General features: G+C 36.3%; 15 protein-coding genes. 13 read left to right on the top strand and 2 right to left on the bottom strand.

What is annotated here, in order from left to right; translation table 11 throughout:
• Nucleotides 1-198: 198 nt before the first annotated feature.
• From FLA105534_RS08155 to FLA105534_RS08130, 6 genes are all read left to right on the top strand, one after another.
• Nucleotides 199-2,625, top strand: coding sequence for a DUF5916 domain-containing protein (locus FLA105534_RS08155; RefSeq protein ID WP_173965521.1), 2,427 nt, complete (start codon nt 199-201; stop codon nt 2,623-2,625).
• Between the two features lie 139 nt (nt 2,626-2,764).
• Nucleotides 2,765-4,282, top strand: coding sequence for a 2,3-bisphosphoglycerate-independent phosphoglycerate mutase (gene gpmI, locus FLA105534_RS08150; RefSeq protein ID WP_173965520.1), 1,518 nt, complete (start codon nt 2,765-2,767; stop codon nt 4,280-4,282).
• A gap of 412 nt (nt 4,283-4,694) precedes the next feature.
• Nucleotides 4,695-5,366 carry a TetR/AcrR family transcriptional regulator gene (locus FLA105534_RS08145; protein ID WP_173965519.1) on the top strand — a complete coding sequence of 224 codons (672 nt, stop codon included), beginning with the start codon at nt 4,695-4,697 and terminating at the stop codon, nt 5,364-5,366.
• 17 nt (nt 5,367-5,383) lie between these two features.
• Nucleotides 5,384-7,051: a peptidase domain-containing ABC transporter gene (locus FLA105534_RS08140; protein WP_173965518.1), complete on the top strand. Its 1,668-nt coding sequence runs from the start codon at nt 5,384-5,386 to the stop codon at nt 7,049-7,051.
• Nucleotides 7,052-7,054: 3 nt separating this feature from the next.
• Entirely contained in the window at nt 7,055-8,401 is a 1,347-nt protein-coding gene (locus FLA105534_RS08135) for an HlyD family secretion protein (protein WP_173965517.1), read from the top strand.
• Nucleotides 8,401-9,789 carry a TolC family protein gene (locus FLA105534_RS08130; RefSeq protein WP_246253193.1) on the top strand — a complete coding sequence of 463 codons (1,389 nt, stop codon included), beginning with the start codon at nt 8,401-8,403 and terminating at the stop codon, nt 9,787-9,789. The genes FLA105534_RS08135 and FLA105534_RS08130 overlap by 1 nt, the downstream gene beginning before the upstream one ends.
• A 331-nt stretch (nt 9,790-10,120) precedes the next feature.
• Here the strand turns inward: FLA105534_RS08130 and FLA105534_RS08125 are convergent, their stop codons facing one another.
• Complete coding sequence (locus tag FLA105534_RS08125) at nt 10,121-11,374, bottom strand: DUF445 domain-containing protein (RefSeq protein WP_173965516.1); 1,254 nt, start codon at nt 11,372-11,374, stop codon at nt 10,121-10,123.
• Between the two features lie 293 nt (nt 11,375-11,667).
• On the opposite strand from FLA105534_RS08125, the gene map reads away from it, so the two are divergent.
• The 7 genes from map (at nt 11,668) to pruA (ending at nt 20,401) form a co-directional block, all read left to right on the top strand.
• Nucleotides 11,668-12,486, top strand: a complete 819-nt coding sequence (gene map / locus FLA105534_RS08120) for a type I methionyl aminopeptidase (protein WP_173965515.1) — start codon at nt 11,668-11,670, stop codon at nt 12,484-12,486.
• Between the two features lie 67 nt (nt 12,487-12,553).
• On the top strand, nt 12,554-12,928 hold the full coding sequence (locus FLA105534_RS08115; RefSeq protein ID WP_173965570.1) for a GxxExxY protein: 375 nt from the start codon (nt 12,554-12,556) through the stop codon (nt 12,926-12,928).
• A 79-nt stretch (nt 12,929-13,007) separates the two neighbouring features.
• A complete protein-coding gene (locus tag FLA105534_RS08110) occupies nt 13,008-13,781 on the top strand; it encodes a class I SAM-dependent methyltransferase (protein ID WP_173965514.1) in 774 nt (257 codons plus the stop codon).
• A 121-nt stretch (nt 13,782-13,902) separates the two neighbouring features.
• Entirely contained in the window at nt 13,903-16,809 is a 2,907-nt protein-coding gene (locus FLA105534_RS08105; RefSeq protein ID WP_173965513.1) for a DEAD/DEAH box helicase, read from the top strand.
• 83 nt (nt 16,810-16,892) lie between these two features.
• On the top strand, nt 16,893-18,155 hold the full coding sequence (locus FLA105534_RS08100; RefSeq protein WP_173965512.1) for a type IX secretion system plug protein: 1,263 nt from the start codon (nt 16,893-16,895) through the stop codon (nt 18,153-18,155).
• Between the two features lie 79 nt (nt 18,156-18,234).
• On the top strand, nt 18,235-18,621 hold the full coding sequence (apaG, locus tag FLA105534_RS08095; RefSeq protein WP_173965511.1) for a Co2+/Mg2+ efflux protein ApaG: 387 nt from the start codon (nt 18,235-18,237) through the stop codon (nt 18,619-18,621).
• Between the two features lie 154 nt (nt 18,622-18,775).
• On the top strand, nt 18,776-20,401 hold the full coding sequence (pruA, locus tag FLA105534_RS08090) for an L-glutamate gamma-semialdehyde dehydrogenase (protein WP_173965510.1): 1,626 nt from the start codon (nt 18,776-18,778) through the stop codon (nt 20,399-20,401).
• Between the two features lie 97 nt (nt 20,402-20,498).
• On the opposite strand, the gene FLA105534_RS08085 is transcribed toward pruA, so the two are convergent.
• Complete coding sequence (locus FLA105534_RS08085; protein ID WP_173965509.1) at nt 20,499-22,241, bottom strand: CocE/NonD family hydrolase; 1,743 nt, start codon at nt 22,239-22,241, stop codon at nt 20,499-20,501.
• Between the last annotated feature and the right edge of the window lie 132 nt (nt 22,242-22,373).

The raw sequence follows: 22,373 nt of genomic DNA, 5'->3' as shown, positions 1-22,373 counted from the left end.
AATAAATTAGCATTTAGACCAAAAAACAAATATTTTTGTAGGAGGTTTACCCAATGATAAAAATAAACGCGCTTTTACGTACTTTTCTTGCAAAAAAGACAGAAAAATCATTTATTTCAATTAAAACTGTAACATTTTAAAAAAAATCGGGTCTATTAACAAAAGCCATTACATCCATTTTTCGATTCTTAAAACCGCATGAAAAAATTAGTTTTTATCAGCTTCCTTTTCTTTTCTTTTTGGGGTTATGCCCAAAAGAAAATCCTGCAAGCTCAATTGACTAAGGAAAATATTTTAATTGATGGAAAAATTGACGAACCGGCTTGGAAAAATGTTACACCCGCTTCAGATTTTGTAATGTACCAACCCGATAACGGTAAACCTATTCCGGACAATCAAAAGACTGAGGTTAGAGTTCTGTACAACAATGACGCGATTTATATTGCTGCACTGCTGTATGATGATCCCAATAAGGTTTTGAAGGAGATTTCACAGCGTGACAATTTCGGAACAGCCGATTTGTTTGGAGTCTTTATAAATGGTTTTAACGACGGTCAGCAAAATTTTCAGTTCTTTGTTTCAGCGGCTGATGTTCAGGGTGACTGTATCATGACAGATGCCAATGGCGAGGATTATTCATGGGATGCTGTATGGATCAGTAAAGCGGTGCTGAATGACAAAGGCTGGGCGGTCGAAATAAAAATTCCGTATGCTGCCTTGCGTTTTTCTGGGGAAGACAAACAAACCTGGGGAATTAACTTCTTCAGAGAGATCAGACGGGAACGTAAAAAATACACCTGGAATTTGATTGATACCAAAATAGGAACGTTTACCCAACAAAACGGTAATCTGGAAGGAATAATCAATATCAAACCTCCTACCCGATTGTTTTTTATGCCATATGCTTCTTACTATTTAAATGCATCCGACGGTCAAAAAACGTTCGCCACTTTAAAGGGCGGAATGGATATTAAGTACGGAATAAACGATGCTTTTACCCTTGATGCCATTCTAATTCCGGATTTTGGACAAACCAAATACGACGATCAAATTTTAAACTTAGGACCTTTTGAGCAGCAATTTAACGAAAACAGGGCCTTTTTTACAGAAGGAACCGACTTGTTTAACAAAGGTAATATGTTTTATTCCAGAAGGATTGGTGGCAAACCTTCAATAGAAATCACTTTAAAAGACGATGAAAAAATAATTGAAGAAGTTCAGAATGTAAATCTGATTAATGCTTTAAAAATCTCGGGAAGAACAAAAAAAGGATTGGGAATTGGAATTTTAAATGCCGTTACCGAACAAACCTTTACCACTATACAAGATACTATTTCAGGCAAAACAAGACGCGAAGTCGCAGAACCTCTCACCAATTATAATGTATTAGTTTTAGACCAGCGATTCCGCAAAAATTCTTCTGTTACTCTTATCAATACCAACGTGACCCGAAATGGACATTACAGGGATGCCAATGTGACCGGACTGGCTTGGGATTTAAGAACCAAAGCCAACACTTACAGTTTATCAGGCAATGTAAAATACAGTTTGATTAATAATACCGAAGACAAGAACGGCGTCTTCAGCACCATTCGTTTTGCCGAAACCACCGGAAACTATCGTTACAGCATTGGCACAGATTATGTTTCCAAAGATTTTGACCCTAACGATTTAGGAATTAACTTTTACACCAACTATTACAACATCTACGGAAATGGAAACTATCGCATTCTTAACCCAACAAAGGTTTTTAATACTTTTAGAGTTGACTATGATATGTATACAGAATTCAACAAAGAATCGGGAAAAGTTCAGGAAAACAGGATCAGTACTGAAGTCAAGCTTTCTACCTTAAAAAACAATTTTTACGGTGCCGGGATCGACCTTTTCCCCTTACAGTCACATGATTATTACGAACCGAGAGCAGAAAACCGATATGTTATCATTCCAAGAAAAATAGAACTTTGGGGAAGTGTTTCTACCAATTACAACAAGAAATTTGCTTTGGATTTAAATCCATTTGTGATTTTTGCTGATGAAGAAGGAAGGATGGCTTATGGTGTAGACGCCGGACCAAGATATCGCTTTAACGACAAACTTTTGATGATCTATAGTTTTAGTTTCCTGCGAAGAAACAACAACAAAGGCTATATTGACGATTTTGACGACGACAACATTGACAGCACTCCTGAAACAATTGTTTTTGCCAATCGAAACGTCATCACCTATTCGAACAGTCTGAGCGGAAAATATGCTTTAAACAGTGCCATGACGCTCAACCTCGCCGTGAGACAATATTGGTCGTATGCCGAAAACAAAAATATACTCGAACTTCAGGAAGACGGAACCTTAACCCCTTATCCGCAATATACCAAAAACAAAAACTCCAGTTTTTATTCCTGGAATACTGATTTATCCTATTCCTGGTGGTTTGCCCCGGGCAGTCAGCTTTCGGTTTTGTATCGCAACAATGGCGCTAATTTTGAACGCATTATCAACAAAGACTTTAAACACAACATAGCCGATTTACTGAACAATCAGGCATTAAAACACATCTTTTCAGTAAGTGTGAAATATTTTATAGACTATAATGCTGTCAAAAATAAGATCAGAAAAAGAGCCTAGTGTGAATTAATTTTAAAATTTTTAGGGTTCTTTAACCAAATTATTATTTTTTAATACGCTTCATTTTATTAACCATAATTGTCACCGTGCTTTCTTGTCCATTTTAGAAATGACTTATCTTTGTAAAAAACAAAAACTAATGAACAAGAAAGTTATCCTTATGATTTTAGACGGTTGGGGAAAATCTCCTGACCCTAAAGTATCTGCAATAGACAATGCAAATGTTCCTTTTATAAATAGCCTTTACAAAAATTACCCAAGCGCACAACTTCGTACTGACGGATTAAATGTTGGTTTACCTGAAGGCCAAATGGGAAACAGTGAAGTGGGTCACATGAATCTTGGTGCCGGAAGAATTGTATACCAGGATTTAGCCAAAATAAACTTAGCCGTAGCACATCAAACACTAGCAAAAGAACAAGTCCTTATTGATGCTTTTACTTATGCTAAAGAAAACAATAAAAAAGTTCACTTTTTAGGATTAGTTTCTGACGGGGGTGTTCACTCTCATACCTCACACTTACGCGGATTAATTGATGCTTCACAGGAATACGGTCTGGAGAATGTTTTTGTTCATGCTTTTACGGATGGACGTGATGTTGATCCTAAATCAGGGGCAAAATACATCCAGGATTTAGAAGAACACATTAAAGATACTCCTGTAAAAATTGCTTCAATCGTTGGCCGTTATTACGCAATGGATCGTGACAAACGATGGGAACGTGTAAAACTCGCCTACGACCTAGTGGTTAATGGCTTAGGAACTCCCTCTAAAAATGCAGTAGCAAGTGTCCTTGACAGTTATGCACATGATGTTACCGATGAGTTTATCGCACCAATCGTAATGGTTGACGAACAGGAAAAACCATTAGCAACAATCGTTGAAGGTGATGTGGTTATCTTCTTTAACTTTAGAACCGACAGAGGTCGTGAACTTACAGAAGCGCTTTCACAGCAGGACTTCCACGAGCAAAACATGCACAAATTAAACCTGTATTATGTGACGCTTACCAACTACGACGAAACGTATCAAAACGTAAAAGTAGTTTACAACAAAGACAATATCACGGAAACTCTTGGTGAGGTTTTGGAAAAAGCAGGTAAAAAACAAATTCGTATTGCCGAAACCGAGAAATATCCGCACGTTACCTTTTTCTTCTCCGGAGGAAGAGAAACACCATTTGAAGGAGAATCCCGTATTTTAAGAAATTCTCCAAAAGTAGCCACTTACGATCTACAGCCGGAAATGAGTGCCTTTGAATTAAAAGATGCTCTGGTTCCTGAATTGAACAAAGGTGAGGTAGATTTCGTTTGCTTAAATTTTGCCAATGGCGACATGGTGGGGCATACCGGAATCATGAGTGCCGCAATTAAAGCCTGCGAAGCGGTAGATACCTGTGTAAAAGAGGTTATCGAAGCTGCTCTTGCCAACAATTACACTACAATTGTTATTGCCGATCACGGAAATTGCGAAACGATGATTAATCCTGACGGAAGTCCAAATACAGCACACACAACTAATCCGGTGCCGATTATTTTAGTAGACAAAGAGTTGAAAAATATTCAAAATGGGGTACTGGGCGACATCGCTCCTACTATTCTGGAGTTAATGGGCATACAGCAGCCTAACGCTATGACTTGCCATTCACTGTTATAGTATTCGGTCGCAGTATTCAGTCGCAGTTTTCAGTCTGAGTTGCGATAGTATTGGATCCTCAAAATAAATAATCCCGGCAGGTTTTTAAAAATCTGTCGGGTTTGCTATTTTAAAACGGGAATGAAACTGAATATTGTGACTGAGACCGTGACTGAATAGTCGCAGTATTCGGTCGCAGTTTTCAGTCTGAGTTGCGATAGTATTGGATCTTCAAAATAAATAATCCCGGCAGATTTTTAAAAATCTGTCGGGTTTGCTATTTTAAAACAGGAATAAAACTGAATATTGTGACTGAATACTGAGACCGAATACTGAGACTGCGACTGAATACTAAAAAAAATTAGCATAAATAAGAGTTAAAATTTCTTAATCAATAGTAATACTATTATCTTTGCATGAAAAATATTTTTTTATGCAAATTATACTATCAAATATAAAAATGCAAGTCAACGAAAAGATCTATGTAAAAGATCCGGAAACATCTGCGTTGGGAAAAAAAATAATTGAACAGAGTATTCTTCTAATTGACGATATTGGTTTTGATAATTTTACATTTAAAAAATTAGGCGAAAAAATAGGTTCAAACGAAAGTTCGATTTATCGTTATTTTGAAAACAAACACAAACTTTTGGTCTACCTGTCTTCATGGTATTGGAGCTGGATGGAATACAAACTGGTTTTTACGACTACGAATATCGCAGACAAGCAGGAAAAACTAAAAAAAGCCATCACCATAGTTACCGAAAAAATAACAGACGATACTTCAACCGAGCATATTAATGAAGCCATTTTAAACAGAATCATAATTGCCGAATTCACCAAAACGCTCCACACAAAAGAAGTCGATCAGGAGAATAAAGAAGGCTTCTTTGTCATTTACAAAAGGGTTATCAATCGAGTTGTTTCCATTGTAAAGGAAGTGAATCCCGATTATCCATTTGCTAAATCACTGGTTTCAACTATTGTTGAAGGAAGTTTACATCAGCATTTTCTAACGGATCATTTAAAAACAATTACAGATTGTAATGAAACGGTTACGACCACTCAATTTTACCTAAACCTTGCAGAAAACGTTTTGCGCTAATTATAATAAAAAACAGTATGACTCCTTTAAAAAGATTTTACCATTTACTAGAACTGGACAAAAAAGACATTTACCAGATTTTTTTCTATGCCATTTTTGCCGGATTAGTCAGTTTATCACTTCCATTGGGAATTCAGGCCATTATTACTTTTATACAATCCGGAAGAGTTAGTGTTTCCTGGATTGTACTTATTATACTTGTAGTGGGTGGTGTGGCTCTTGTTGGTGTGCTGTCGTTCATGCAATTGCGTATTACAGAAAACTTACAGCAAAAAATCTTCGTACGTGCTTCTTTTGAATTTGCAGCCCGTTTGCCTAAAATAAAATCAGAAGAATTGTACGGTACTTATCCGCCGGAACTAACAAATCGCTTTTTTGACACACTTACAATTCAAAAAGGAACTTCAAAATTACTAACCGATTTTTCAGCTGCTTTACTTCAGATTACCTTCGGAATTATTCTGCTCTCCCTATACCATCCTTACTTTATTGTGTTCGGACTTTTATTGTTCCTCCTTTTATACTTTATTTTCAAATTTTCGTATAAATCAGGCTTAGAGACCAGTTTAAAAGAATCCAAATTCAAATACAAAGTGGCAGGCTGGTTACAGGAAATGGCTCGTAATAATTTTAGTTTCCGCAATGAACTGAATTATGATTTTGCGCTTCAAAAAAACAATTCAATCGTAGCGGGTTACCTTAATTACAGAGAGAAACACTTTAGCGTAATCAAAAAACAATTTACCCAATTGATTATTTTCAAAGTCATTATTACCGCAAGTTTACTCTCAATTGGAGGTTATCTGGTGCTGAGTCAGGAAATGAATATCGGGCAGTTTGTTGCCGCAGAAATCATCATTTTACTGGTGATTACATCGGTAGAAAAAATCATCCTTGGATTGGAGAGCTTCTACGATGTTTTAACTTCTGTGGAGAAAATTGGACAGGTGACTGATTTAGCTTTAGAGGAGAACTCCGAGTCTGACTCCTTAAATGATCATTGTTACAACAGCATCTCTTTAGAAACAGAGAACTTAAAATTCAAATTTCCGGATTCTCCAACGAATGCCTTAGATTCCATTTCGTTAAAAATCGATCAGGGTGAAAAAATTGTCATTGAGGGTGAAAACGGATCAGGAAAAACAACTCTTATCAGGGTATTATCCGGTTTATTAAGACAAAGTTCGGGAGCTTTTTACATCAATGATGATACTTTTAGAAAAATAAATCTGAAACAATATCGCTCGCAGATTGGCAGTATCATTCACAATGAAACACCATTTGACGGGACAATTTTAGAAAACATCACTTTTAACGATCCTTTGATAAGTACCGAAGATCTGAAATGGGCACTGGATGGCGTTCAGCTTAGTCCGCTAATAAAATTGTTGCCCAAAGGTCTGAACACCCATATTCATCCTGAAGGAAAACAACTATCATCTTCTAATGCTCAAAAAATTCTTTTGGCCAGAAGTATTATTCACAAACCAAGAGTACTTTTTTATGAAGATCCAACGGATACGATGGACGAAAATGTTGCCAATGAAATTATAGATTTTATTACTTCTGAAAAGAACAAATGGACCATCATCGTTTCTTCCAAAAATCCATATTGGAAAACTAAATCGACACGAAAAATTACAATGCAAAACGGTCAAATTATACTGGATCAAAAAAACAAATAAGCCATGTTAAATATCTCTGACAATAAAACAAAATTACAGCCGCTTGATCGCTATGAGACTGTAAGAAACTTAAGCAACAGGCCACATTATAAAATTCTAAACCGAATCATCATTGCATCTTCCATTTTAGGAATCATTGCGCTTTTATTGCCGTGGACGCAAAACATTTCAGGTTCAGGGTCAGTAACCACTTTAAAACCCAACCAAAGGCCACAATCGATCCAGAGTGTGATTTCGGGACGTATTGAAAAATGGTACGTACAGGAAGGAGATTTCGTTAAAAAAGGAGACACGATTCTGTTTATTTCTGAGATCAAAGAAGATTATATGGATCCTAATTTGGTTGAAAACACCAAAAATCAGGTAGATGCCAAGAAAAACTCTTTGGAATCGTATGGCGAAAAAGTAACAACACTTTCGGGACAAATTCAAGCTATCGAAAATGAAAAAAGACTAAAACTGGAACAAGCCAGAAACAAAGTCAAACAATCTCTTTTAAAAATAAAAAGCGACAGTATCGATCTGATTGCCGTAAAAACACAGCTGCGAATTGCCAACACTCAATACAACCGTTCGGTACAATTAAACAAAGAAGGATTGAAACCGCTTACGGATGTGGAGGAAAAACGTTTAAAACTACAAGATGTTGATGCTAAAATCATCACACAGGAAAACAAATACCTGACCAGTAAAAATGAGTACATCAACGCCAAAGTGGAGATTAACAGAATTACGGCGGAGTACGGTGAAAAAGTAGCCAAAGCAAGAAGCGACCAGTTTACAACACTGAGCAATAAATTTGACACTGAAGCACAGGTGAGCAAACTCGAAAATCAATATGCCAATTACAGCTTACGTAATGGCATGTACTACATCAAAGCGGTACAGGACGGTTATATCAACCGCGCTTTACAGGCAGGTTTAGGTGAAACAATAAAAGAGGGAACACCAATTGTAACGATAATGCCTTCTCATTACGATATTGCAGTAGAAACCTACATCAGTCCAATTGACCTGCCTTTGATCAGAAAAGGAGAAAAAGTACGTGTTTGGTTTGACGGATGGCCTACCATTGTCTTTTCAGGATGGCCGGATATGTCCTACGGAACTTTTGGAGGTACAGTTGTGGCGATAGAAAACTTTATTAGCGATAATGGTAAGTACCGAATTTTGATCGCTCCGGATCCTAACGAGACCAAATGGCCAAAACAATTAAGCATTGGTTCCGGCGCCCAAACGATTGCGTTGTTAGACACTGTGCCTATTTGGTTCGAAATCTGGAGAACTCTAAACGGATTCCCTCCTAATTATTACAAAAGCGCTCAAAAAGTAACTAAAGAAAAAAAATAATGAGACCAATACTTATCGCTTTTCTTTTCTTGGGCTGTGCCGTTTTTGGCCAGCAGCCTTTCTCAAAAGAACTCACCTACAATGAGTTTTTGGGATATGTAAAAAAGTACCACCCATTGGTTAAAAATGCTAATTTGGAAGTAAGCAAGGCACAAGCCAATCTAATGATGGCTCGTGGTGGTTTTGATCCAAAAATCGAAGTAGATTTTAGCCAAAAACAATTTAAAGACAAAGAATATTATTCGATTCTAAACAGCAGTTTTAAAATCCCTACCTGGTATGGAATTGAACTTAAAGCAGGATTCGACAATAACGAAGGGGTTTATCTTAATCCGGAGAACACGACACCCAATCAGGGTTTAACTTCTTTTGGCATAAGTGTTCCGCTTGGACAGGGATTGTTTATCAACCAAAGAATGGCAGATGTTCGAAAAGCTAAAATTCAGATCAAACTAAGCGAATCGGAGCGAAAACTTCAGGCCGTTAGTATTCTATATGATGCATCGCTTGCCTATTTCAATTGGAAGAAGAATTTTGAAGAAATGAAACTTTACGAAATGTACAGTAAGAATGCCGAAATTCGTCTGGAAGGCATTAAAACCCTCATCACTCAGGGAGACAAACCGGCTATAGATAGCATTGAGGCCGGGATTATTGTAAAAAACAGAGCCTTAAGCCTTGAAGATTCTAAATTAAAACTAACAAAAGCCAAACTCGAATTGTCAAATTTTATGTGGCTGGAAAACAATATTCCGTTGGAAATTTCAGACGAGCTTGTGCCGGAAACAGCACTCGAATCAACCTTGCAGGAAACCTTAAAAACAAACGATCTTCTGCAAAGGGATACAAACTTAGAAGCGCATCCGAAATTAAATGCATTACAGAATAAAATTGACATGCTAAAGGTTGAAAAAGACCTGAAGCAAAACATGTTGCTGCCTAAAATAAATGTGGGGTACTCCTATTTGTCTGAACCCAGATATGTTGACAAATATAAATTTGACGATTACAAGGTTGGTTTAGAGTTTTACTTCCCTTTGTTTCTTAGAAAAGAACGCGGAAGTCTAAAACTAGCCAAATACAAACTTCAGGAAAATGAATTTGCATTGGCTCTGGAACGAACACAGCTGACCAACAAGATCACTGCACAAAAAGTAGAAATCAATTCACTGATTAAGCAAAAAAAACTGGCTAAAGATTTAGTAGAAAACAACGTCGCTATGTTAACCTCAGAAGAACGATTGTTCTCTTTTGGAGAAAGCTCTTTGTTTCTTATCAATACGAGGGAGAATAGCCTTGTTAGTGCAAAACTGGCTTCAATCGCTCTGGAAAACAGATTTTATATCTCCAACTCAGAGCTATTCAAAATCATGGCCAATCCCGAATAATTTTTAAATCTTAGGAGTGATCTAACTAGTAAAGCGTTTCTTTAAATAAAGATAGATCACTCATAAGATTAAATTCGGCGTCATTACTTTAACGCATAGAAACATAGGTTTTACAGCTGTAAAAAAAGGCGTTTCACTTTAAATAAAACGCAGAGAGCTATGCAGACGAAATATATTTATTTTGACTATTTTTCTCCCACAGATTTAGCAGATTAGGCAGATTTCTTTAAATCTTTTTAATTCGTTTAATCTGCGAGAAAAACTTTTACCACACAGAAGCACAGCTCCTTAATACGCCAGAAAAGAATATCTATAAATCACATCCAACAGGCTAAACCAAATAATGATACGTCCACTCGACGGCATAAATCACGAGTCCGATAAGACCTCCTACCAACGTCCCGTTGATTCGGATGTATTGCAAATCTTTACCGATTTCCAGTTCTAGTTTTTCCGAAACTTCTTTTCCGTCCCAACTTTTTACCGTAGAGGAAATTAAATCTCCTATCACTTTTTTATTATTCAGAAGAATAGAAAGCAAATCATTCTTGATGAAATTATTGATTTTGTCAATCATAACTGCATCTTCTTTTATTCCGTTTCCGAAACCCTGAATTAAGCCCGAAATACTTTTCTTAATCGACGACTCATCACCTTTTTTCAGATCAGTTGAAATCGATTCTTTTATTTCGTCCCAAATTCCGTTAACATAATCCTGAACCTCTTTTTTGCCGGCAAAACTCAGAATCATGGTATTGATCTTTACCCTCATCTCCTCTGAATTCTTTACCTTATCTAAAAAGTCATAAACATATTCGTCTATTTTAAGTCTGATCGCGCTTCCGGGATGTTTTGCTTCGTTAAGGAAATCAGCAAGCCCATTAAAAACACCCTCTGTGATACTTTTATCGGCCAGACCAAAACTCAGAAACGGGGTTGACTCTTTTACTTTTTTCCGAATCAGGTCTTTATTATTACTAAGTTCTGTACTCATAACATTAAGCACGTTGGTCAGCAGCTCATCCTTCACCTTCCCTTTCTGCAAAGGCTCTAACGCCAGCGCTACCCAATCGCCAAAATTGACAGCCTCTAGTTTTTCTTTGAACTGAGTTTGAATAAATCGTTTGATATCTTCATCTTTTATCGTTTTTAAAACTCCCGGAATAATATTTAAAGCTACTACACTGGCAATTTTATTAGCATTTTCAGACTGTGAAAGCCAATCGGAAGCTTTTGTTGCGAAATTAAACTCTTCCAGTTTTATTTCGAGTTTTTCCCGATTCAGAAATTCTTCTGAAACGAAATTCCCTAAGTTTTCACCTATTTCGTTTTTCTTGGTCGGAATAATTGCAGTATGCCAAATCGGGATTCCCAGTGGATGACGAAACAAAGCCACCACAGCAAACCAGTCTGCAATTCCCCCTACCATTGCTGCCTCACTAAAAGCCTGAAGCATTGGAATCTTAAAATAAACCGCTATAATAAATAAAACTACTGCAAAGCCTAAAAGCGCCAATGCATTCCGTTTCATCCGTTTTAAAGCTTTTCTTTTGGATATATTTTCATAATCTACAGACGTTTCCATAATTAATTGATTTTAATCCTTACTAATTTACGTTTTTTCTGTGAACTATTAATTCCTATTAATTGTCTGATCGCCACGAATTCACGAATTTCTATTTTTAAACTTTACGCATACATATTGATTCGCTAAATCCTAAATATTTAAACGCAATCTAATTTGTGAAAATTCGTGAAATTCGTGGCTAACTTTTAAATACCTGTCATTCATCACAATTCGTGAAATTCGTGGCAAAAAATTTTAAATAAAAAAATAATATTAAAATTTGTACTTTTGCGAACTGAAAATCCGAAATTATGATTATTGTAAAATCACGTGAAGAAATCGAATTAATGCGCGAAAGTGCTTTGATCGTATCTAAAACATTAGGAATGATTGCTTCTGAAATTAAAGAAGGAGTAACCACATTATACCTGGACAAACTAGCTGAAGAATTCATCCGTGATCACGGTGCTGTTCCGAGTTTTTTGGGATTGTATGATTTCCCAAATTCGCTATGTATGAGTCCTAACTCTCAGGTTGTACACGGAATTCCGAACAATACACCCCTGAAAAGCGGTGACGTTATTTCTGTAGATTGTGGTGCATTCAAAAATGGATACCACGGTGATCACGCCTATAGTTTCGAAATTGGAGAAGTTGCTCCTGAAGTTAAAAAGCTTCTCAAAGTAACGAAAGAATCTCTTTACGTAGGAATCAAAGAATTTAAAGCCGGAAATCGCGTGGAAGATGTTGGAAATGCGATTCAGAAATACACCGAAGGTCACGGTTACGGAGTGGTTCGCGAATTGGTAGGACACGGTTTAGGGCAAAAAATGCACGAAGAACCTGAAATGCCAAATTACGGAAAACGCGGCCGTGGAAAACTTTTTGTAGAAGGAATGGTTGTTGCAATTGAGCCAATGATCAATATGGGTACAAGAAATATCAAACAACATAAAGACGGCTGGACTATTACAACTGCTGATGGAAAACCGAGTGCGCATTTCGAGCATGACGTGGCTTTAATTGAAGGAAAACCAGAGTTATTATCTACTTTCCAATACATCTATAAAGCTTTAGGAATCGAAAGCAACGAAGAAGATGAATTCCGAAAAGTGCCGTTAGTTTTATAACACAAATTTCACGAATTAACACGAAATACTGTTTTTGCTGAAATTACACAGATAGAGAGACTGAATGATGAGTGATTTATATTTAAAAGAAGAGTCCTATAAAATTATAGGAATCTGTATGGAAGTCCATAAAATTTTAGGTAAAGGACATAGTGAGAAAGTTTATGGTGACGCATTAGAATATGAATTTCAACGAAACGAAATTCCTTATAGTCGTGAATTAAAGTTTAATATTGCCTACAAAGACATTATTTTATCAAGCTACTATTTTGCCGATTTTGTAATTTTCGATGAAATCATTTTGGAACTGAAAGCAATTACAACTCTTTCGAGCAGTGAAATCAAACAAACATTAAATTATCTGGCTGCATCACAAAACAAACTGGGCTTACTAGTTAATTTTGGAGAAGATAGCCTTAAATATAAAAGAATAATACTTTAACCCAAATCAAGGTTCGTGAAATTTCACCACAACATTAATCCGTGTTAATTCGTGAAATTCGTGTTCAAATACATTTACCGTGAAGAAACTTTTTAAATTAGTACTTAATACAATACCCCGTCCAATATTAATTCGTTTAAGTTATGTGGCGCGTCCTGTTTTAGCTTTATCATTAAGAGGAAGCAAATATACTGATCCAATTGACGGGAAAAGTTTTAGAAGTTTTTTGCCTTATGGATACGGAAAACAACGCAACAATGTGCTTTCACCAAGTACACTTTCCTTAGAGAGACACCGTTTGCTTTGGCTGTATCTGAATGATCAGACTGATTTTTTTACAGCACCTAAAAAAGTATTACACTTTGCTCCGGAACAGGCTTTTTACAAAAGATTTCGCAAACAGAAAAACCTGGATTATACTACAACCGATTTGTTTTCGCCTTTAGCAGATGTAAAAGCAGACATTTGTAATTTGCCTTTTAAAGACAACGAATATGATGTTATTTTATGCAATCACGTTTTAGAACATATTCCGGATGATACCAAGGCCATGCAGGAATTATTCCGCGTTTTAAAACCGGGCGGAATGGCGATTCTTCAAATTCCACAGGACTTATCCAGAGCAGTTACTTTTGCCGACGATACCATTACCGATCAAAAAGAACGTGCTAAAATATTTGGTCAGTACGATCACGTGCGCATTTACGGCCGTGACTATTTTGACAAATTAAGAAGCATCGGTTTTATCGTTATCGAAGAAGACTATACCCACAAAATTTCACCTGAACTGGTAGAAAAATATTGTTTGGCAAAGGGCGAAATCATTCCGCTATGCTTCAAACAGGAAAACTAATTCTTTCACCATATAAGTGATACAAGTTCATTTAAAAAGAGTTTTCAAATTATTGATATTTTGAAAACTCTTTATTTTTTTGCCCAATCTCTAACTTATAAGCCAACCAAATCCCTAAATCTTGGAACCTTCAAAATCATTTCAGTTTTGCTTTGACATCAGTTTTGAAAAAAACCTGTATGTATATATCCCAACAGCTTATATCATTGAGAATACCGATGATATTAAATATCTAGACAAAAAAGCGAGTGCAGATGTACTTGAAAGTTTTGGAGTTCTTTTTGAAAATTTAGATTCCAATACAAAAAAAATACTGACAGCTTGCGACTCTTTAAAGCCTGATTTTATTTTCAAGAAATTCAGCGCCAAAATCAAATCGGCTAAAACAATTGCTGATTTACAAAAAGATTCCAAAATTGAGTTTGCCATTCGTCAGCATTTAAAATTTAACTTAGAATCCTTTTACAATCTAATTGTAAAAGAACAATTTCCATTCTCTGCTAATATGAGTGCCGAAAAGGATTTCTATCGTTGGAGAGTCGATACAAATCCGTTAGAATTTGAACCTCAGATTCAATTTGACAAACACGCTGAAGGTATTACTTATACTTTATCTTTAAAAGAAGACGAAACCACATTTTTACCAATGGATAAAAGTGTGGATATTCTTTTAGACGAACCGGGCTGGTTGATCGTCGACAAAAAACTTGGGCAATTAAAAGAGCTTAATGCTAAAAAACTTTCCCCGTTTTTAAAGAAAAAATCAATCGAAATACCTTCAAAATTAGTTGACAATTATTTTAAGAATTTCATTCCTGAAATAGCCAAAAAAATCGATATTGAAGCGACTGGTTTTGAAATTGAAAGTCGTGACAAAATTATTTCGTGCACGATTCAACCTGTTTATGATTTCTTTAAAAACTGCTATTACCTCAACCTTTTTTTTGACTATAACGGCTATTCGTTTGATGCGGGTAAAACTAAAAAAACACACTCTTTTGTTGATTTTAGTGTTGCAAACGAACCTAAAATTATTCAGTTTAAACGAAGCGCTGATGAGATTTCCTATACAGACAAATTACTCCATCTTGGTTTAACAAAAATTAAAAATGAATTGTTTGGATTGAGTTCAGATGCCGAGGCCTCTGATCCGTATGTCAATATTCAATTCATTATTGACTATAAAGAACAACTCGAAAGTCTGGGTTTTACAATCCAGAATCTCAAACTCGAAAGCAAAGAAATCATCACCGAAAGCAATACGATTTCAATTGCTAAAGAAACGAAAGCCGATTGGTTCGACATTAAAATAATCATCACAATTGGTCCTTATAAAATCAATTTCAGCGAAATCATTCCAAACATAAAAAGCAAAGAAAGACTCTTTATGTTACCTGACGGAAATTACTTTTTGATTCCGCTCGAATGGTTTAGCAAATACGGCTCTCTGGCAAAATTGGCAAAGACAGAAAACGGAACTGTTTTGTTGCGTAAAAGTAATTTTACTGCTTTAGACGGAATTTCAGAAATCGCCAATGATCCTGATCAAATTCATAAAGCTGAATTTACAGCTTCCGATTTACTAAAAGCAACCTTGAGACCGTATCAGATTGATGGTGTAAAATGGCTTTTGGGTCACTTTAATGCCAATCTTGGCGCGTGTCTGGCCGATGACATGGGACTTGGAAAAACGCTGCAGACTTTAGCGGTTTTAGTTGCGGTACAGGAGCAATTGGGCTTCACGACCAAAACGACCAATTTCGATTTGTTCTCAAACGATACAACCATCGAAAGAGAACCACTGAAAGCCTTGATCGTTCTCCCTTCTTCTTTGGTTTTTAACTGGTACAATGAAGCCGGAAAGTTTACGCCTCATTTTTCGAAAATGCAATACGTGGGCAATGACCGAAAATTACTGGCAAGCAGATTAAATTCAACCGATTTAATTTTTACGAGTTACAGCATTGTTCATCGTGACATTTCTATTTTAGAAAAATATGATTTCCGCTATTTGATTTTAGACGAGAGTCAATACATTAAAAACAGGGATTCTAAGATATTTAAAGCCATCAATAAAATCAGCACGGGGCATAAAATTGCTTTGAGTGGAACACCTATTGAAAATTCACTTGACGATTTATGGTCGCAGATGCAGTTTATCAATCCGGATATTTTGGGGAGCTATACTTTTTTCATGGAGAATTTCAAAAATCCTATTGAAAAAAAACAGAACGAAGAAGTTTTAAATGAATTAAAAAACCTGATCCAGCCTTATATTTTAAGAAGGACCAAAGAACAGGTTTTAAAAGATTTACCTGAATTGACAGAGCAGGTTTATTACTGTAATATGGATGCTGAACAGGAAAAGCTATACGAAAAAGAGAAATCAAAAGCACGTAACTTTTTACTGAAAACGGATGGATCTGGCCCTGATAAAATTAGTATTATTAACACTTTAATGAAGCTGAGACAACTGAGCAATCATCCTAAAATGATCGATCAGGATTCAGAAGTAGATTCCGGAAAATATATTGCCGTAACGAATTACTTGAAAAACTTAGTTAAAGGAAAACAAAAAGTGATCATTTTTAGCTCGTTTGTGACAAATTTGCATTTTTATACAACCTGGTGCAAGGAAAACAAAATAGAATATTGTGAGATCACCGGTGAAACGCCTTCGCAAAAAAGAGAGCAGCAGGTAAAATTGTTTCAGGAAAAGGAAAATCCTTTATTATTCTTTATTTCGCTCAAAGCAGGAGGTGTCGGTTTGAATATCACCAAAGCTTCCTACGTACTATTCTTAGATCCGTGGTGGAATCCTTTTGCTGAAAAACAAGGGGTAGGAAGAGCACACCGTATCGGGCAATTGAATAAAGTAAATGTTGTTCGGTTCATTTCAAAAAATACAGTAGAAGAAAAAATAATCAAACTACAGGAAAACAAAAAACTACTGTCGGATTCCCTTTTGGAAGAAAGCCATATCAGTAATGAAATCGAAGCCAATCTGGAATATCTGCTGGGTTCCTGATCCATTTGTTTTCAAAACCTCTAAAATAGCATCTTATTACGTTCTATAAAATTGTTATATTTACAATCTTACAACCTAATAAGATGCCGAAAAAATTGTTTAAGAATCTCTTTATATTTTTATTTTTTGCTTCAGCGACAGCTCAGGAAGTACAAACCGAAGTAAATCCTCCTTACAATATTAAAACCGTTTCGTTTGTTCAGAACGGTGGCAATGTGGTTCCGATTTTCGAACTGGGCGATACGTTTCAATTTCAATTTGATGATTTGTTTGGCAATGAAGCCAATTATTATTTTGAAATCCTACACTGCGATTACAACTGGAAACCAACCGATATTCCAAAAAATGACTATATCGGCGGTTTCGACAATCAGCGCATCACCGATTATTCGAATTCGTTTAATACGCTTCAAATCTATTCGCATTACCGACTTCCTTTTCCCAATCAGTTTACGACCCAACTGCGACTTTCAGGTAATTATATGCTGAGAATTTTGAACGAGGATAAGGAAGTTGTACTGTCCAGAAAATTTATTTTATACGAAAATCACGCTACTGTAGCAGCTCAGGTAAAACGAAGCCGAAATCTTGCGAATATTGATTACAAACAAAATCTGGATTTTTCAATATCGTCTAACGATATTGTTTTTCAGACTCCTCTGCAAAATATAAAAGTCCTGTTGTTACAAAATGGAAACTTTAATACGGCGATCAAAAATATCCCTCCGCAGTACACCATCGGGAATCAAATGGTATACAAATACGATCAGGAAACGCAGTTTTGGGGTGGAAATGAGTTCTTGTATTTTGAAAACAAAGACATCCGTGCAGCAAGTACCAATGTAGCAAAGGTGGGAACCAGCAACGATATTTATAATTCTTATTTGTTCACTAATCTGGCAAGAGCCAATCAAATTTATACAAACAATCAGGATGTAAACGGAAACTTCGTGGTGAAGAATATAAATGCTTCCAACAATGAAATTGAAGCAGATTATGCCTGGGTATATTTTAACCTGTCTGCCCCCACTTTCAGATCTTCGAATAAGGACATTTATATCAGCGGAATGTTCAACAATTACTGCCTGGCTCCTGAATATAAAATGGATTATAATTCAGAGAAAGGTATTTTTGAAAAAGCGGTTATGATTAAACAGGGTTTTACAGCTTTTCAATATACGGTTGCCGATAAAAAAGGGGTGATAGATTATGAAAATGCGATCGACGGAAACTTTTATCAGACTGAAAACGAATACACCATACTGGTTTACTATAGAGAAAGTAACGATCGATACCAGAGAGTAATCGGTAAAGGAAACGCCAACTCTATAAACATCATAAATTAAAACATTGTTAAGGATTTAGGCGGAAAGATTTTTTTTCGTAGCTTTGCAACTATAACGCACACACATATACTACTTTAGTATGGTTTCTCAGATAACAAGAGGCATAAAAATATCTGTTTTGACTAGTTTTGAAGGTACTTACTTCAAGAACTACAAGATTCACTTTGCTTTTAGCTATGTCGTTACAATCGAAAATCACAGCAAAGATTCCGTTCAGTTGACTTCTCGTCACTGGGAAATTTTTGACTCTTTAAACGACCTTGAAGTTGTTGATGGAGAAGGCGTAATTGGAAAAAAACCAGTTTTAAAACCGGGAGAAAATCACACCTATAGTTCAGGCTGTTTATTATCGTCTCCTTATGGTGCCATGAAAGGTCATTTTAACATGATCAACTTTACCTCTACAAAAACATTTAAAGTAATTGTTCCTACTTTCAGAATGTGTGCTCCTTTTGCTTTAAACTAAATATTGGTTTAAAAACTGCCTTTTTTATCGTTATCTTAATCATAAATTTGTCAAATTATTAATTTATCCTTTGTACTTTTGTGCAACGTTAGATTATTCGTAACAATCAAATCGTCTAACCCTTAAATTGTCTAATTATCTAATTTTAAATAACATGCTAAAAGGATTCTTTCACGTACCAAAAGCGGTAAACGAACCGGTAAAAGGATACGCACCTAATTCACCAGAAAAAGCAGCAGTACAGGCAGCTTACACTACTTTGTGGAACTCCAAAATCGACGTTCCGTTATACATAGGAAGCGAAGAAATCAGAACTGGAAATACAAGAACAATTTCAGCTCCTCACGATCATAAACATATCGTAGGAACGTATCACTTAGCTGAAAAACAACATATCGAAAAAGCAATTGCCAACGCTCTTGAATCAAGAAAAGCATGGGCAAATATGGCATGGGAACAGCGTGCTGCTATTTTCTTAAAAGCTGCTGAACTTATTGCAGGACCTTACAGAGCCCGCATTAATGCTGCAACAATGATTGGTCAGTCTAAAAATATTCACCAGGCAGAAATTGACGCTGCTTGTGAGTTAATTGACTTTTTACGTTACAACGTAGAATTCATGACTCAGATTTACGGAGATCAGCCAAAATCAGATTCTACAACCTGGAATCGTTTAGAATACAGACCTCTTGAAGGTTTTGTTTATGCAATTACTCCTTTCAACTTTACTGCTATTGCTGCAAATCTTCCTGCAAGTGCTGCTATGATGGGTAACGTTGTGGTTTGGAAACCAAGTGACAGTCAGGTTTTCTCTGCAAAAATTATCATCGATATTTTCAAAGAAGCTGGTGTTCCTGATGGAGTTATCAATGTCGTTTTTGGTGATGCTTTAATGATTACTGATACTGTATTGGCAAGCCGCGATTTCGCAGGAGTTCACTTTACAGGATCAACTCATGTATTTAAAGATATCTGGGCTAAAATTGGTGCTAACATTCACCACTACAAAACATACCCAAGAATCGTTGGAGAAACTGGTGGTAAAGATTTTATCATTGCACACCCAAGCGCTAACGTAAAACAAGTGACTACAGGAATTGTTCGCGGTGCATTTGAATTTCAAGGACAAAAATGTTCTGCAGCTTCAAGAGCTTATATTCCACAAAGTTTATGGCCGGCTGTAAAAGAGCAATTAATCGCTGATGTGAAATCTTTTAAAATAGGTTCTCCTGAAGATTTCGGAAACTTCATTACAGCTGTTATTCACGAAGGTTCTTTTGATAAATTAGCAAGTTATATTGACCAGGCTAAAAAAGACGCTGATGCCGAAATCATCGTTGGAGGAAATTACGATAAGTCAGTTGGGTACTTTATTGAACCAACCGTTATTGTAACTACAAACCCAAAATACACTACAATGGAAACTGAATTATTCGGACCAGTAATTACTATTTATGTTTACGAAGATGCTAAATGGGAAGAAACTTTAGAATTAGTAGATACTACTTCTGAGTATGCTTTAACAGGAGCTGTATTTAGCCAGGATCGTTATGCTATTGAAGTAGCTACTGTGAAATTGCAAAATGCTGCGGGTAACTTCTACATCAACGACAAACCAACAGGAGCAGTTGTAGGAATGCAGCCTTTTGGTGGAGCAAGAGCTTCAGGAACTAACGATAAAGCAGGTTCTGCATTAAACTTATTGCGTTGGGCTTCTCCAAGAACGATCAAAGAAACTTTTGTAACTCCAGAAGATTACAGATACCCTTTCTTAGGTTAATTTGTTTCAAATTTCAAAGTTTCAAGTTAGAAACTTTGTCCTCATAAAAAAGCCGAATCTTTTCATTAAGATTCGGCTTTTGTTTTTACGGGATTTTTTATTTCCAGATTGGGATCTGTACAAAACTATCCGTGTACCATTTTACTTTTAGTGGCTCCTTCGCATCTTTAATCGTTTCATCACTAACCTCTTTTCCTGTTCCATAATTCAATTGCGCATATGGATTTTTATTCACATTGATCGTAACCAGTAATCGACTTCCTTTGCTCAACTGTTTACTAACCAAATGCGTATTCGAAAAAGGCATGATTTCGATCTGGTCCGGCTTCAATAAATTCCTTTTGGTACTATCTTTTACATAACTTGCCCGTGCTATGAAATAAGACAAATGAAAATATTCCCCGTTTGGCATAACCTCATATAAAGTAACACCAAAATCCATATCTTTTTTATTGATACTCGCTTTTATCTCGGCTAAAAATGACCCGTTAACCAGCATTGGCTCTTTCAAAGATTCACTAATAAAAGTAAATCCATTACTAGTCTCAATCTCTTTTCTGATTATCGGATCTGGATAGTAATCATTATTTTGGGCTTTTCTGTCTGCAAAATCAACTTCCTGATACAAATAGTTACTTTGAGTTGGCTTTTTCTCCTTTAGCACATAAAAATCACCTGATTTATTATCCGTCAAATACAACTTAACAAAACCATTAGCCATTTTATCCAAAGAAGGAGCGCTTCGCCATTCATTTGCTCCCATTACTTCATAGTTTATTTTGTCTTTCAGCATTTGTGGTTTTGTCCCGTTTTTCAGAATATAATCAAACCACTCATAAGTTATTTTCCTCACATTGATTATCGCTGTCGAATCGACTTTGTAATCATTCACGATACTTTCCCCTCCGGTCTGAGCACCAAAATGACCGTATGGCCCAATCACGACATAAACCGGTGTTTTTGGATTGTACTTTTGAAGCTCTCTTGCAAAATACAAACTTGAGTTCTGCGAATCATTATAATACCCATCAAAAATTAAAACAGGGATGTTGATGTGTGCAAAATCTTTTCCGTACGGCGCCATTTTCTGCCAGTAGGCATCAAAAGAAGGATGCGCCAGCCATCTCTGAAAAAACTTATTAGGAACACCATCAATACTGTCCATTTTTCTATAGGCAGCTCCTGTCTCCCACCATCTAAAAGTCATTCTTCTAAAACGCTGCCTGTCGTTTCCTGCCACCGTATCCAGGTATTTATTACTCCCTACATAAAACGCCCATTCGTAATTGGGGTTTATAAAAACATTATTTTCCATAGGTAGTCCCATTCCCGGTCGGCTGGCCGCATAAGGCACGATCGTTTTAAGTGCCGGATGCATTTTTTTACAGGCTGCCCATTGTGTAAAACCATTGTAACTGCCGCCATACATCCCTACTTTTCCATTACACCATTTTTGTTTACTGATCCAGTCAATAACATCATAGGTGTCTGTCGTCTCGTTTTCATACGGAGATATAGTATCAGGACTGAATCGTTTCCCTCGCGAATAGGCCATCACACCCACATAGTTATGATCCGCTGCGGTTTTTAAGGAGGCAAGATCTCTTCCTTTCTCTCTGACATAAATGGTATGTTGATAAATCACGGGCTGGGGAGCAGAAACTCCTTTTTTGCGTACCACCATAGCCGATAGTAAAGCCCCATCTCTGGTTTTAATCATTACACTGTCCTGAATGTCATAAGCACTTTCCAGATCCTTTGATCTTGTCACGCTTGTCTGCTGCGCATAGGTGTTGATTATCGAAAAAATAAAAAACACTAATTTTAGAATTAATTTCATTGAATTGTTCGGTTTAAATAGTTTTGTTTAAATTTTAAAAGAATCAGTGGCATCAAATCTGGGTTTTATTTTTCCGGAATTTTATTCCAAATTCAACACACTGCGTCCTGCTGATTTTAGCACCTCTAAAAA

It is taken from the genome of Flavobacterium collinsii (assembly GCF_902804485.1).
Taxonomy (GTDB): Bacteria; Bacteroidota; Bacteroidia; order Flavobacteriales; family Flavobacteriaceae; genus Flavobacterium; species Flavobacterium collinsii.
This window is presented reverse-complemented; position numbering and strand designations above follow the sequence as displayed.

Coding starts and splice junctions, on each gene's coding strand:
- FLA105534_RS08155 (WP_173965521.1), top strand. CDS start 199: ATGAAAAAATTAGTTTTTATCAGCTTCCTTTTCTTTTCTTTTTGGGGT.
- gpmI (WP_173965520.1), top strand. CDS start 2,765: ATGAACAAGAAAGTTATCCTTATGATTTTAGACGGTTGGGGAAAATCT.
- FLA105534_RS08145 (WP_173965519.1), top strand. CDS start 4,695: ATGCAAATTATACTATCAAATATAAAAATGCAAGTCAACGAAAAGATC.
- FLA105534_RS08140 (WP_173965518.1), top strand. CDS start 5,384: ATGACTCCTTTAAAAAGATTTTACCATTTACTAGAACTGGACAAAAAA.
- FLA105534_RS08135 (WP_173965517.1), top strand. CDS start 7,055: ATGTTAAATATCTCTGACAATAAAACAAAATTACAGCCGCTTGATCGC.
- FLA105534_RS08130 (WP_246253193.1), top strand. CDS start 8,401: ATGAGACCAATACTTATCGCTTTTCTTTTCTTGGGCTGTGCCGTTTTT.
- FLA105534_RS08125 (WP_173965516.1), bottom strand. CDS start 11,374: ATGGAAACGTCTGTAGATTATGAAAATATATCCAAAAGAAAAGCTTTA.
- map (WP_173965515.1), top strand. CDS start 11,668: ATGATTATTGTAAAATCACGTGAAGAAATCGAATTAATGCGCGAAAGT.
- FLA105534_RS08115 (WP_173965570.1), top strand. CDS start 12,554: ATGAGTGATTTATATTTAAAAGAAGAGTCCTATAAAATTATAGGAATC.
- FLA105534_RS08100 (WP_173965512.1), top strand. CDS start 16,893: ATGCCGAAAAAATTGTTTAAGAATCTCTTTATATTTTTATTTTTTGCT.
- apaG (WP_173965511.1), top strand. CDS start 18,235: ATGGTTTCTCAGATAACAAGAGGCATAAAAATATCTGTTTTGACTAGT.
- pruA (WP_173965510.1), top strand. CDS start 18,776: ATGCTAAAAGGATTCTTTCACGTACCAAAAGCGGTAAACGAACCGGTA.
- FLA105534_RS08085 (WP_173965509.1), bottom strand. CDS start 22,241: ATGAAATTAATTCTAAAATTAGTGTTTTTTATTTTTTCGATAATCAAC.